The organism is Streptacidiphilus jiangxiensis (assembly GCF_900109465.1).
GTDB lineage: Bacteria > Actinomycetota > Actinomycetes > Streptomycetales > Streptomycetaceae > Streptacidiphilus > Streptacidiphilus jiangxiensis.
In genome coordinates this window covers 143,777-156,348 of record NZ_FOAZ01000004.1, presented here as the reverse complement: position 1 = coordinate 156,348, position 12,572 = coordinate 143,777, and the positions used below count along the sequence as shown (strand labels likewise).

Sequence of the window (12,572 nt, the reverse complement as noted above, 5' to 3'; positions counted from 1 at the left end):
TCCGGCTGTCGCATCCGGCGGTGCCGCCGGTGTTCAAGTGGCGTCACTCCGGTGGACAACGGTGATGTTGGTAAGGCTAACCTTGCCTCTGTGAGCATCTGTGCGAGAGTCTCGGAGGAGCTGGCGGAACCGCTCGGCGGCAGCGCGCCGCGAGCCGCCTCCTGGCTGCTGATCGAGCAGACCGGCCCGTGGGGGCCGCGAGCCCTCACCGAGAGCCACTTCCACCCCGAACTCGGCCGCGACCTGCAGCAGCTCACCCGTGGCACCGGCGTCGAGATCGCCCTGATCCGGCGCCCCGGCAAGCACGCCGACCGTCCCCCCACCGGCGAACGCACCGTCCACCTCGCCCACACCGCCCCGGGCCGCAGCTGGGTCCGCACCACCCAGCTGGCCGACCCGCACACCCTGCGCGACCTCGACTTCGCCGCGGTCGGCGCAGGCGAGCACGGCGGCTTCGGCACCGCCCACGAGGGCGACCCGCTCGCCCTCGTCTGCACCAACGGCCGCCGCGACCGCTGCTGCGCGCTGCTCGGCCGTCCTCTGGCGAGCGAACTGGCCGCCGCCGGCCACGCCGAGGTCTGGGAGGTCACCCACCTCGGCGGCCACCGCTTCGCGCCCACCATGCTGGTGCTGCCCTACGGCTACACCTACGGACGCCTGACCGCGCCGACCGCCAAGGAGGTCCTGGAGGCCACCCACCACGGTCGCATCGTCCCGGAGTTCTGCCGCGGCCGGTCCTACTGGGACCGCCCCGGCCAGGCGGCGGAACTGGCCGTCCGTCAGAACCACGCCGTCGACGAGGCCGACGCCCTGACGGTCACCCAGACCGGCGACCCGGCCGCGCCCGCCGACCCCGACCGCTGGCTCGTCCGCGTCCAGCACCGCGACGGACGCGCCTGGCAGGCCCAGGTCCGCCGCAGCGCCGCCACCCCCGCCCGCCCCGAGAGCTGCCTCAAGGCTCCGACCACCCCGGACCGTTACGACGTGCTCTCGCTGGGCGCCCTGCCCGTGACCGCCTGGGCGGCCACCGCGTAGCCTGTCCGCCCATGATCGAGTGGAACCTCCGTCCGGCCGGCTCCGACGATCTCGAACCCCTGGTCGAGATCCGCGCCGCCGCGATGCGGCCGGACCTGGAACGCCTGGGCCGCTACGACCCCCACCGCGTCCGACAGCGGTTCCGTGACGCCTACGAGCCCCGCCACACCCGGGTGATCGAGTCCTCGGGCACCCTCGTCGGGTGCGTCTCCCTCCGCCCGGACCCGGACGCCCACTGGCTGGAGCACTTCTACCTCTCCCCCGCCGTCCACGGCGCCGGGATCGGCACCGCCGTCCTCCGCGACCTCCTGGCCCGCTGCGACCGGGACGCCACCCGCGTCCGCCTCAACGTCCTCCAGGGCAGCCCCGCCCGCCGACTCTACGAGCGCGTCGGCTTCACCCTGGAGACCCAGGACCCGGTCGACGTCTTCATGCTCCGCGAACCGTGCCCCGGGCGAGAAAGCGATTGCGCTCCGTCAGGTACTGCCCTTCGCTTGTCCCTATGACCCAGACGACCCAACTGAGCACCGACCGCCTGCTGCTGCGCCCCTGGCGCGACTCGGACCTCGCCCCCTGGGCCGCGATGAACGCCGACCCCGAGGTGCGCGAGCACCTGGGCGAGGTCATGACCCGCGAGCAGAGCGAGGCGTCCGTACGGAAGTTCCAGGAGGAGTTCGCAGCCCGCGGCTACGGCTGGTGGGCGGTCGAGGTCCGCGACAGCGGCCGGTTCATCGGCTTCGCCGGCCTGGACGACACGGACGAGGAGATGTCGTTCACCGGCGTCGAGATCGGCTGGCGGCTCACCCGCTCGGCCTGGGGCCACGGCTTCGCCACCGAGGCCGCACTGGCCTGCCTCGACTTCGGCTTCGACCGGCTGGGCCTCGACGAGATCCTCGCCACGACGATCGAACGCAACGTTCGCTCCCAGGCCGTCATGCGCCGGATCGGCATGACCTACGACCCCGCCGACGACTTCGTCGACCCGACCGCACCCGAGGGGCCCCTCCAGGCGGGCGTCCTCTACCGCATCCGCCGCGACGCGGCACGGTCCCGGCCCCCGCACGCCTGAGGCCCGAGCGGCACGCCCACGGGGGCGTGCGCAGAGCCGGGGCCCCGAGACCCGCACGCGCGGCGCGAGGGCCCCTGGACGCCGAAGCCCCGGGGACGCGGGGACATGCGCATGCGCGGGGCACCGACGGGCGACTGGACCGTGCCGCCGTCCTTACCGTCCCCGCTCTGGCGTCCGCGCCGGCCTCCCCCGCTGCGCGCGCCGCGTTCAGGCCGCGCGGTAGCGGTGTTCCGGGCGGCCGGTGGTGCCGTAGCGGAGCTCCAGGCGGGCCAGCCCCTCCCGGACCAGGTAGGACAGGTAGCGCTGGGCCGTCGCCCGGGAGACGCCGGTCAGCTCGGCGACCTCCGCCGCCGACAGGTCGCGGCGCGCGGTGCGCACCGCGTCGCGGACGAGGGCGAGCGTGGGCGCCGAGTGGCCCTTCGGCGGCAGCGTCGGCAGCGGCGCGGAGCGACCCGCGCTGAAGAGGGCGTCGACGTCGGCCTGGTCGGTCTCCTCCGCGCCGACGAGCGCGTCCATGCGCTGGCGCAGCTCCGCGTAGGCCACCAGGCGCTGCTCGAACGCGGCGAAGCCGAACGGCTTGACCAGGTAGCCGATGGCCCCGAGCTGCATCGCCTCGCGCACCGAGTGAAGGTCGCGGGCGGCCGTGATCATGAGCGCGTCGGGGCGGCCCGCGTGCGGCGCCGAAGGGTCGGGGGGCTGCGCAGCGAGGCGCCGCAGCAGGTCCAGGCCGGTGCCGTCGGGCAGGTAGACGTCGAGCAGCAGCAGCTCCGGGCGGAGCGCGCGGACGGCGTCCTCGGCCGCCGCCACCGTCGGGACCTGCCCGACGACCTCGAAGCCCGTCACCTTGGCCACGTAGGCGGCATGGATGCCGCTCACCCGGAAGTCGTCGTCCACGACCAGGGTTCTGATCACCAGCGCGTCCTTCCCGAGTTGGTTCCTGCGGTCGGCGTTGTCGTTGCCGTCGTTGCCGTCGTTGTCATTGTCGTCGCTGTCGTCCTGGGCCTTCCCCCGTTCCCGGCGCTCACCGCCGCGCCGGCCTCCAGATCGAGAACCGGTGGAGCGGAGATGAACACCGCTCCCAGCGGGGCCGGTTCCGTGTCCGGCAGCGGCAGACGGACGGTGAAGACCGCCCCGGGTCCCTGGCTCACCGTGATCTCTCCCCCGTGCCGGGTGACCAGCCGGTGCACCATGGCCAGGCCGAGCCCGCGCCGGGCGGTGCCGCGATCGGGCCGGGTCGACCACCCGTCCTCGAAGATGTGCGCGCGGGCCTCGTCCGGGACACCCGGACCGCTGTCCGAGACCCGGACGGTGATCGCGTGCGGGGTCTCCAGGATCAGCAGCTCGACGTTGGCGGGGCTGCTCCCGGTGGTGGCGTCCACGGCGTTGTCGAGCAGGTTGCCCACGACCGTGAGCAGTCGACGCAGGTGACCTGGGTCGGCGCTCAGCTTGGAGGCCGGGTCGAGAGTCAGCCGGACACCGCGCTCGGCGGCGACGGTGCACTTGGCGACGATCAGACCGACCATCAGCGAGTTGGCGATCCGCTCCCGGACCTTCGCGGCCTGGGTCCGGTCCGTGGAGGCCAGCTCGACCGCGTAGTCCAGCGCCTGCTCCTGCTCCCCGAGCTCCAGCAGCCCGGCGAGGGTGTGCATGCGGTTGGCGAACTCGTGCTGCTGCGCCCGCAGCGCGTCGGTGAGGCCGCGAACCGAGTCCAGCTCGCGCAACATGCCGACGATCTCGGTGCGGTCCCGCACGGTGACCACGGCGCCGAGGGCACGCCCGTGCAGCACCACCGGCATCCGGTTGATGGCGAGGCAGTGGCTGTCGGTGAGGACGTGGATCTCGTCCGGGCCCAGCTCGCCGGCGAGCGCCCGCCGCAGCCGACCCTCCGGCATCAGGTCCTCCAGCCGGGAGCCCAGCGCCGTGCCCAGCCCGAGCAGGCGGCGCGCCTCGTCGTTGACCACGCTGACCCTGTCGCTCTGGTCGAAGGCGAGCACGCCCTCGCGGATACCGTGCAGCATCGCCTCCCGGTCCTGCAGCAGGCCGGCGATCTCCTCCAGCTCCAGGCCGAAGGTGGTCCGCTTGAGCCGCCAGGCGAGCGCGTAGGAGGCGAGCACGCCGACCGCCAGCGCCGCACCGATGTAGAGCGCGAAGGGCGGGAGCTCACTGAGCAGGGTGGCGAAGACGTTGCGCTCGTCGATGCCGACGGACACCTCGCCGATGATCCGGCCGGAGGAGTCCTTCAACGGCGTGCGGGCGTTGGCCGAGCGGCCGGTCGAACCGTTGTCGATGAAGAAGTGGTCCTGCCCGTCGAGGGCGACGACGGGCTCGGTGACGGTCTGGCCGATCAGCCCCGGTAGGGGATGGGAGTGCCGCACCTTGTTCCGGTCGATCACGACGACGTAGCGGGCGCGCGTGGCGTCCATGATCCGGTTCGCGGCCGTCTGGACCGGCCCGTGCGGGCCCGGCTTCGGGTCGCCCCCGCTCATGGCAGCGACGATCTGCGGGTCGGACGCGGCGACCTGGGCGATGGAGAGCGCCTGCTGCTCCTTCACGTGGTCGATCTGCGCACGCTGGGCGAAGGCCAGCAGCACGAATCCGATGACGCTGGTGACGCCGAGGATCGCGAGCTGGCTGACCAGGATGCGGCCGGAGAGTTTGCGACGAGAGAACATCTCGGCCTCCAACCCGGGTGAACTGGGGCGAAAGCCCCGTTGCCACGCCCGCGTCCCGGCGATTGTGCCTGGTGGGCGGCGCTTTGCCTACCCCTGTCACCGTGCGCAGAACGAGCAGAACCCTCGGTAACGCGGGAAATGCCGAAGAGACTCACTCCCGGAGCGGACGAGGGATACGCTGGAAGTAAGCCTCCGGGCGCGCCTCCCCCGTCGCGCCCGGGGGCCCATGCGTGTCCGGTGCGTCTCCGGCACCCTTGCCGGGTGTCTGGCACCCTTGCCCGCTCGGACCGTGTCCGGTGCGGGCCCGCCTCAGACCGCGCCGGCGCCGGTGAGGGCCCGGACCTCCAGCTCCGCGTAGGCGTCGGGCTCGGCGCGCTCGCGCGAGGTCACCGTCCCCAGCCAGCCGGCCAGGAACCCGCACGGCACCGAGACCAGGCCCGGATTCTGCAGCGGGAACCAGTCGAAGTGCGCGCCGGGGAAGACCGCGGCCGCGTTGCCGGAGACGACCGGCGAGAAGACCACCAGCACCAGCGCCGGAACCAGCCCGCCCCAGATCGCCCAGGCCGCCCCGCGCGTGGTGAACCGCCGCCAGAAGAGCGTGAACAGCAGCGCCGGCAGGTTCGCCGAGGCGGCGACCGCGAATGCGAGCGCGACCAGCGTCGCCACGTTGAGCTTCTGCGCGTACAGGCTCAGCACGATCGCGACGGCGCCGATCACCACGGCTGCGATCCGCGCGACGACCACCTCCTGCCGCTCCGTCGGCGGCTCCTCCTCCGGGTGCCGGAACGCCTGCGCCCACAGGTCATGGGCGAACGAGGCCGAGGAGGCCATGGTCAGGCCCGCGACCACCGCGAGGATGGTGGCGAAGGCGACGGCCGAGATCACGCCGAAGAGAACCGTTCCTCCCAGCGCGTCGGCCAGCTGCGCCACCGCCGTGTTGCCGGCGCCGTTGGCGGCCTTGATCGCCGGTGCGCCGATCAGTGCGGCCGCACCCAGCCCGAGCACGATCGTCATCAGGTAGAACACGCCGACCAGACCGATCGCCCAGACCGCCGAGCGTCGTGCCGCGCGCGCCGTCGGCACGGTGTAGAAGCGGGAGAGGATGTGCGGCAGGCCCGCCGTGCCCAGCACCAGCGCCAGGCCGAGACTGACGAAGTCCAGCTGGTCGGTCAGCTTGTGCCCGAAGCGCAGCCCCGGCAGCTCGTACGCCGCCCCCTGGCCGCTGCCCTGGGCCGCCGAGTGCATCAGCGAACCGACGTCCCCGTGGAACCGGAGCAGGACGAGCACCGTCAGCAGAACCGTTCCGCCCAGCAGGAGAACACACTTGACGATCTGGATCCAGGTGGTGGCCTTCATCCCGCCGACCGTCACGTAGACGACCATCAGCACGCCGACCCCGACGACGGCTCCGGCACGGGCGGCGGAGGAGTGCAGGTGCAGCAGGAGCGAGACCAACGTGCCCGCGCCCACCATCTGCCCGAGCAGGTAGAGCAGCGAGATCACGATTCCGGAGACGCCGGCCGCGACGCGTACCGGCCGCTCGCGCATGCGCAGCGCCAGCACGTCGGCCAGGGTGTAGCGGCCGCAGTTGCGCACCAGCTCCGCCACCAGCATCAGCACCAGCAGCCAGGCCACCAGGAAGCCGATCGTGTAGAGCAGCCCGTCGTACCCGTACAGGGCGATGAGTCCGGTGACGCCGAGGAAGGAGGCGGCCGACATGTAGTCGCCGCTGATGGCGAAACCGTTCTGCATCGGGCTGAAATCCCGCCCCGCGGCATAGAAGTCCTCCGCGGCGCGGCTGCGACGGCCGGCCCAGAAGGTGATGCCCAACGTCACCAGGACGACGAGCACGAAGAGGCCAGCGGCCATGGTCAATCCCCCCTCGTGGGGCCCGCGCAGGTCAGCGGAGGCCGCAGCGGCAGCGGCAGCCACGGCGTCACCGGAGTCGGTCCTGGGTCTCCCAGCGCAGTCCGAGCGCGGCGCGGTCCCGGTGGGCGCGGGCGTGCCGGGCGTACAGCCAGGTCAGCAGGAAGGTGCTGGCGAACTGGAGCAGGCCCAGCAGCCAGGCGGTGTTGAACGGTCCGGCGATCGGACGGGCCATCAACTGGGGTGCGGACACGGCCAGCACCACGTAGAGCAGGTACCAGAGCAGGAATGCCGCGGTGGCGGGGAAGACGAAGCTCCGGTACCGGGCGCGGATCTCCCGGAACTCGGGGCTCTCGTGCACGGCACGGTAGATGTCCGCCGCGGCGGGCGCGTCGGCGGACGCGTCAGCCGTGGTCGGCTCCTGTTCCCGGCGCTGTTCCTGCTTCTCCCGCACGGCGGCGGGCGCGGACCACCAGTCGAAGGAGCCTTCCTGAAGTTCCGTCGGATGCTCGGTCGAATCGTCGGCCGCCGTTGTCGGCGCCTCGGCAGCTGCGAGGTCTTGCAGTTCTTGAGGACTCACGCCACAAGGATGAGGAGCCCGGCCGACCGCCGTGGCCGGGTGTACGGACGTTCACCCCATCAGGTGATGAAGCCCGTGTTTGTACGCGTACCCCACGGCCTGTGCCCGATCCCGGACGCCCGTCTTGGCGAAGAGATTGTTGATGTGCGTCTTCACCGTCGCGACGCTGACGAAGAGCCGGGCGGCGATCTCCTGATTGGAGAGCCCTGCCGCGATCAGCCCCAGCACCTCCGCCTCACGTGCCGTCAGCCCGTCCGGCAACGGCCCGGGCGCACTCGCCGGAGCGGGCGCCGGGGCGAGCCCCGGTTCGGGCGCCTGCTCGGACGCGGGCGCGGACTCCGGCGCCGGTGGCGGCTGCGCCGCCGACAGCCGCTCCAGGAGCCGGGCCTGCACCTGCGGCGAGAGGCCCGCCGCACCCGACCGCACGTCGCGGATCGCGCGGGCGATCTCCTCGCTGCCCGCGTCCTTCGTCAGGTAACCGCGTGCCCCGGCCTGGAGTGCGGGGAAGAGCGAGTCGTCGTCCGCGTAGGTGGTGAGCACGATGACCGCCGTTCCCGGGTGCTCGGCACGGATCCGGCGGGTGGCCTCGACACCGTCGCAACGCGGCATCCGCAGATCCATCAGCACCACCTCCGGCGCGTGCTCGGCCACGAGGGCCACCGCCTCCTCGCCGTCTGCCGCCGCCGCGACCACCTCGATGCCGGGCAGCAGCCCGAGCAGCATGACGATCCCCTCGCGCACGACCTGCTGGTCGTCCGCGACCACCACCCGCACCGGCTGCTCGCTCATCTGACCCATCGTAACCACCGTGGGCCGACGCGCCGTCAGCCCTTGATCCGCAACAGCACCCGGAACCCACCCTGCGTCGGCCCGGCCTCCAGCGACCCGCCGAGCAGCTCCGCCCGCTCGCGCATGCCGAGCAGCCCGAGACCACTGCCGGAGGACGCCAGCTCGCCACGGCCCGAACCACCACTGCCGCCCTTGGGGCCCGAGCCGCCCTGGTCGACCACCTCGAGCTCGACACTATCGTCCAGGTACGACAACCGGACCGAGCACACCGCGCCGGGCGCGTGCTTACGGACGTTGGTCAGCGCCTCCTGGGCCGTCCGTCGGACCGCCACGCCGGCCTCGGCGGTGAGCGGACGCGGCGTGCCGACCACCTCGAGCTTGGCGGACGCGTCCGCGGTCAGGTTGATCAGGAACTCGCCGATCGGCCTGAACTCGCCACGCAGCGCGGAGAGCGCGGCCCTGGTCTCCAGCAGTCCGTCCTGGGCCATGCGGCGTGCGGCCACGATCCGCTCGCGGATCTGCTCGCGCGAGGCCTCGCCCTCGACCATCAGCCGGGCCGCCTCCAGGTGGACCAGCTGCGCGGAGAGGCTGTGCGCGAGCACGTCGTGGATCTCCCTGGCGATCCTGGCCCGCTCCGCCAACGCCGCCGACTCCGCCTCGGCGGTGCGCAGCGCCCGCTCCTGCGACAGCGTGCGCTGGGTCTGGGCGCGCGCCTCCCAGTCCTGGCGGGTGATGTAGCCGAGGATGCCGAGGCCCAGGATGGTGACGGCGTTGCCCCAGTTCCGGACGTCGTGCGGCACGACCGCCAGGAAGATCGTGGTCCCGATCAGGGTGAACGGCGCTGCTGCGATGATCGGCAGCCGCTGGATCGAGGCGAGGGCGATGCCGCACATGAGGATGATGCCCATGACCGGGGCGTGGTTGAGCCCGCAGAGGATCGCCTGGACGTAGGCGAACGTCAGCCAGAGCAGGCTGCGCCGCAGGTTCATCCGCGGCGCCGACCGGATGAAGCCCGCGAACGCGAAGACACCCACGGCTGTGACCGCCAGCACCGTGCCCACCTGCTGCGCGCTCAGGTGCTCGTTGGCGAAGGTCGCCCACAGGCCGCCGACGAGGCCGCCGATCCGCCCGACCCAGCCCAGCATGCGTCGGCCCACGGCGAGGCCCTCCCGGGAGAGAGCCTCCCGGGAGGGCCATTCCGTCCAGCTGTCCACGTCACTCCTGCCGTTCCCCGTGCCGTCCGGCGGCTGCCCGGCGCCGCTCGCGGTCCGCGTGCCGGCGGCTTCAGTCTTCCCGCCGACGCTCGCCGCACTCACGGCACTCACAGCGCTCACAGCGCTCCCGGCATTCACAGCGCTCCGGCAGGGCTACGGTACGCCGGGGCGAACTCCCTTGCCCGCCACGTCACGACGGCTCCCCGGACCAGCAGCAGCGCGGCCAGCGCGAGGAGCAGGCCGGACTGTCCCTGGGCGACGCCCAGCGCGGCCGCGGCGGCGTAGAGCGCGATCCGCACGATCATCATGCCGATCCAGGCGAAGAAGCTGGCCATGGTGCCCTTGGACCAGACCGCCCCCTGGGCGTCGGCCCAGATCCGGGTGGTGAAGCCCCACACCGTGCCGAGGCCGATCTCCAGCACGACCCCGCCGATCAGGAAGGCCGCCGAGAGCGCCTCGTGGTGCGCGTCCAGCAGGTGCGGGTCGCGCAGCGCCATGAAGGCGAGCACCGCCGGGACCACCAGCATCCGCCGCGGATTGGGGTTCCACTGCCGCGGCTGGAACTGGCGGAAGAGTACGTAACCGACCACCGCGATGATGAGCACTGTATTGGCAACGGCGGGCATCTCGATCGTCTCCTGCTTCGATTCCCTGGGCTCCGCGGCGGGGTTCCGCCGACACCTTCGAAGCTACGGACACGGGGCCCGCCGGGCCTCGGAGCAGGGATGGAGACGGGGGTGGAGAAGCGGCGACGCCGCCTCTCCACCCCCGGGTGGACGAGCCTTGCCGATCTTCGTCAGACGTCGATGCGGGAGCGGTCCAGCGTCGAGGCGGAGTCCACGATGAACTCCTTGCGCGGCGCGACGTCGTTGCCCATCAGCAGGTCGAAGATCTTCTCGGCCGCGTCCAGGTCGCCCAGGTTGATCCGGCGCAGCACGCGGTGCCGCGGGTCCATGGTGGTCTCCGCCAACTGGTCGGCGTCCATCTCGCCGAGACCCTTGTAGCGCTGGATCGGGTCCTTCCAGCGCTGGCCCTTGCGCTGGAGCTCCAGCAGCGTGTTGCGCAGCTCGCTGTCGGAGTAGGTGTAGATGTACTTCTCCTGGCCCTTGCGGGGGTTGGTGAGCTCGATCCGGTGCAGCGGCGGGACGGCCGCGAAGACCCGGCCCGCCTCGACCATCGGCCGCATGTAGCGCTGGAAGAGGGTCAGCAGCAGGCAGCGGATGTGCGAGCCGTCGACGTCGGCGTCGGCCATCATGATGACCTTGCCGTAACGGGCCTGGTCGATGTCGAAGGTGCGGCCCGAGCCGGCCCCTATCACCTGGATGATCGCCCCGCACTCGGCGTTCTTGAGCATGTCCGAGACGGACGCCTTCTGCACGTTCAGGATCTTGCCGCGGATCGGCAGCAGCGCCTGGAACTCCGAGTTGCGGGCCACCTTGGCGGTGCCGAGCGCGGAGTCACCCTCGACGATGAACAGCTCGGTGCGGTCCACGTCGTCGCTGCGGCAGTCGGCCAGCTTGGCGGGCAGCGAGGAGGTCTCCAGCGCAGTCTTGCGACGCTGCGCGTCCTTGTGCTGACGGGCTGCGACCCGGGTGCGGGCGGCGGAGACCACCTTGTCCATCACCGTGCGCGCCTGCGCCTTGGCGTCGCGCTTGGTGGAGGTCAGGAACTCCTTGAGCTCCTTGGCCACCACGGCCGCAACGATCCGCTGCGCGGCCGAGGTGCCGAGCACCTCCTTGGTCTGGCCCTCGAACTGCGGCTCCGCCAGACGCACGGTGACCACCGCGGTCAGGCCCTCCATCGCGTCGTCCTTGGTGATGTCGTCCTCGGCCACCCGGAGCAGCTTCGCGGCGCGCAGCGCCTCGTTGAACGTCTTGGCCATCGAGCGCTCGAAGCCGGCGACGTGGGTGCCGCCCTTGGGCGTGGAGATGATGTTGACGAAGGAACGAACCGTGGTGTCGTAACCCGTGCCCCAGCGCAGCGCGATGTCGACGCCGAGCTCGCGCACGACCTCCGTCGGCGTCATGTGGCCGAGCTCGTCCAGCACCGGCACGGTCTCCTTGAACGTGCCCTGGCCGGTGAAGCGCAGGGTGTCGCAGACCGGCTTGTCGGGGGCGAGGAAGTCGCAGAACTCCGCGATGCCGCCGTCGAAGCGGAAGACCTGCTCGTCCACGGGCGCGCCGTCGACGCCGCGCTCGTCGCGCACGACGATCGTCAGGCCCGGCACGAGGAAGGCCGTCTGCCGGGCCCGGTTGTGGAGGTGCTCCAGGGAGAGCTTGGCGTCCTTGAGGAAGATCTGCCGGTCCGCCCAGTAGCGGACGCGGGTGCCGGTCTTGCCGCGCGGGGCCTTGCGGCTCTTGTCCAGCGTGCTGCCGGGGGTGAAGGCGGCGTCCGGCCCGTCGCCCTTGAAGGAACCGGGCGCACCGCGGCGGAAGCTGAGGGCGTGCACGTGGCTGCTGCGGTCGACCTCGACGTCGAGGCGGGCGGAGAGTGCGTTCACGACGGAGGCGCCGACACCGTGCAGACCGCCGGAGGCGGCGTAGGAGCCGCCGCCGAACTTGCCGCCGGCGTGGAGCTTGGTCATGACGACCTCGACGCCGGACAGGCCGGTCTTCGGCTCGATGTCGACCGGGATGCCACGACCGTTGTCGCGGACCTCGACGGAGCCGTCCCCGTGCAGGAACACGTCGATGTGGTCGCAGAAGCCGGCCAGGGCCTCGTCGACGGCGTTGTCGATGATCTCCCAGAGGCAGTGCATCAGGCCCCGGCTGTCGGTGGAGCCGATGTACATGCCGGGACGCTTGCGGACCGCTTCCAGGCCCTCGAGGACGAGGAGATGCCGCGCGGTGTAGTTGGAGCCGTCCTGCTGGGCACTTGCGGGAACGGTCTGTTCGGCGGTCACGCGGTCCTGCTCCTTAACCTTCGCTACTGCAACCATCGCTACTGCGGGACTTCGCTGGGACTTGGCTGGGACTTCGCTACTACGGGACTACTGGTTTTCCGACTGTTGCTTGTCCGTTCAGGTGACGGAAGTCATGCGCACTTCCGCTGGCTGCGAACAAACGCCCCTTCCCTGGCTTCCAGGCAGGGGGCCAAGGCACCATGGCAGGAATGCTGCCGGGATGCAGGCTACCGGTGCGTGGGCTGGGGCTATTGCTTCCAGCTCATCGTGGCTTATGCTACGCGCACCTCGCACGAGCGTTCGATAACACGTTCGAGTGAAGGTCGGTCATCGATGGCGGCAGGCATGAACCGTTCGCGCTCCGGGCACGTCCTCCAGTACAACAACGCAACACAGATCAAAGCACCACACGCACCACCGACAGCATCGCTACCAAGACCGCCGT

11 protein-coding genes are annotated in these 12,572 nt (G+C 71.6%); 3 read left to right on the top strand and 8 right to left on the bottom strand.

Features of this window, described 5'->3' with window-relative positions:
* Positions 1–90 precede the first annotated feature (90 nt).
* From BMY61_RS09640 to BMY61_RS09630, 3 genes are read left to right on the top strand one after another with little or no spacing between them, the layout of a single operon-like run.
* Positions 91–1,035 (top strand): ferredoxin family protein, encoded by a 945-nt coding sequence (locus BMY61_RS09640; protein ID WP_042441810.1) that lies wholly within the window; start codon positions 91–93, stop codon positions 1,033–1,035.
* Positions 1,036–1,046: 11 nt separating this feature from the next.
* Positions 1,047–1,541, top strand: a complete 495-nt coding sequence (locus BMY61_RS09635) for a GNAT family N-acetyltransferase (RefSeq protein WP_042441811.1) — start codon at positions 1,047–1,049, stop codon at positions 1,539–1,541.
* On the top strand, positions 1,538–2,104 hold the full coding sequence (locus BMY61_RS09630) for a GNAT family N-acetyltransferase (protein WP_042441812.1): 567 nt from the start codon (positions 1,538–1,540) through the stop codon (positions 2,102–2,104). Before BMY61_RS09635 ends, BMY61_RS09630 begins: the two co-directional genes overlap by 4 nt.
* Before the next feature lie 207 nt (positions 2,105–2,311).
* Here the strand turns inward: BMY61_RS09630 and BMY61_RS09625 are convergent, their stop codons facing one another.
* The 8 genes from BMY61_RS09625 to BMY61_RS09590 form a co-directional block, all read right to left on the bottom strand.
* Positions 2,312–3,016 carry a response regulator transcription factor gene (locus tag BMY61_RS09625; protein WP_042441813.1) on the bottom strand — a complete coding sequence of 235 codons (705 nt, stop codon included), beginning with the start codon at positions 3,014–3,016 and terminating at the stop codon, positions 2,312–2,314.
* Positions 3,013–4,776: an ATP-binding protein gene (locus tag BMY61_RS09620; RefSeq protein ID WP_063773143.1), complete on the bottom strand. Its 1,764-nt coding sequence runs from the start codon at positions 4,774–4,776 to the stop codon at positions 3,013–3,015. The genes BMY61_RS09625 and BMY61_RS09620 overlap by 4 nt, the downstream gene beginning before the upstream one ends.
* A gap of 309 nt (positions 4,777–5,085) precedes the next feature.
* Positions 5,086–6,675 (bottom strand): solute symporter family protein, encoded by a 1,590-nt coding sequence (locus BMY61_RS09615; protein WP_042441987.1) that lies wholly within the window; start codon positions 6,673–6,675, stop codon positions 5,086–5,088.
* Between the two features lie 37 nt (positions 6,676–6,712).
* Positions 6,713–7,222, bottom strand: coding sequence for a DUF485 domain-containing protein (locus BMY61_RS09610; protein ID WP_236655807.1), 510 nt, complete (start codon positions 7,220–7,222; stop codon positions 6,713–6,715).
* A gap of 51 nt (positions 7,223–7,273) precedes the next feature.
* Complete coding sequence (locus tag BMY61_RS09605) at positions 7,274–8,011, bottom strand: response regulator transcription factor (RefSeq protein ID WP_042441815.1); 738 nt, start codon at positions 8,009–8,011, stop codon at positions 7,274–7,276.
* 35 nt (positions 8,012–8,046) lie between these two features.
* On the bottom strand, positions 8,047–9,225 hold the full coding sequence (locus tag BMY61_RS09600) for a sensor histidine kinase (protein ID WP_042441816.1): 1,179 nt from the start codon (positions 9,223–9,225) through the stop codon (positions 8,047–8,049).
* 134 nt (positions 9,226–9,359) lie between these two features.
* Positions 9,360–9,851 (bottom strand): DUF1453 family protein, encoded by a 492-nt coding sequence (locus tag BMY61_RS09595; protein WP_042441817.1) that lies wholly within the window; start codon positions 9,849–9,851, stop codon positions 9,360–9,362.
* Between the two features lie 170 nt (positions 9,852–10,021).
* Positions 10,022–12,127: a DNA gyrase/topoisomerase IV subunit B gene (locus BMY61_RS09590; protein ID WP_042441818.1), complete on the bottom strand. Its 2,106-nt coding sequence runs from the start codon at positions 12,125–12,127 to the stop codon at positions 10,022–10,024.
* Positions 12,128–12,572: the final 445 nt, after the last annotated feature.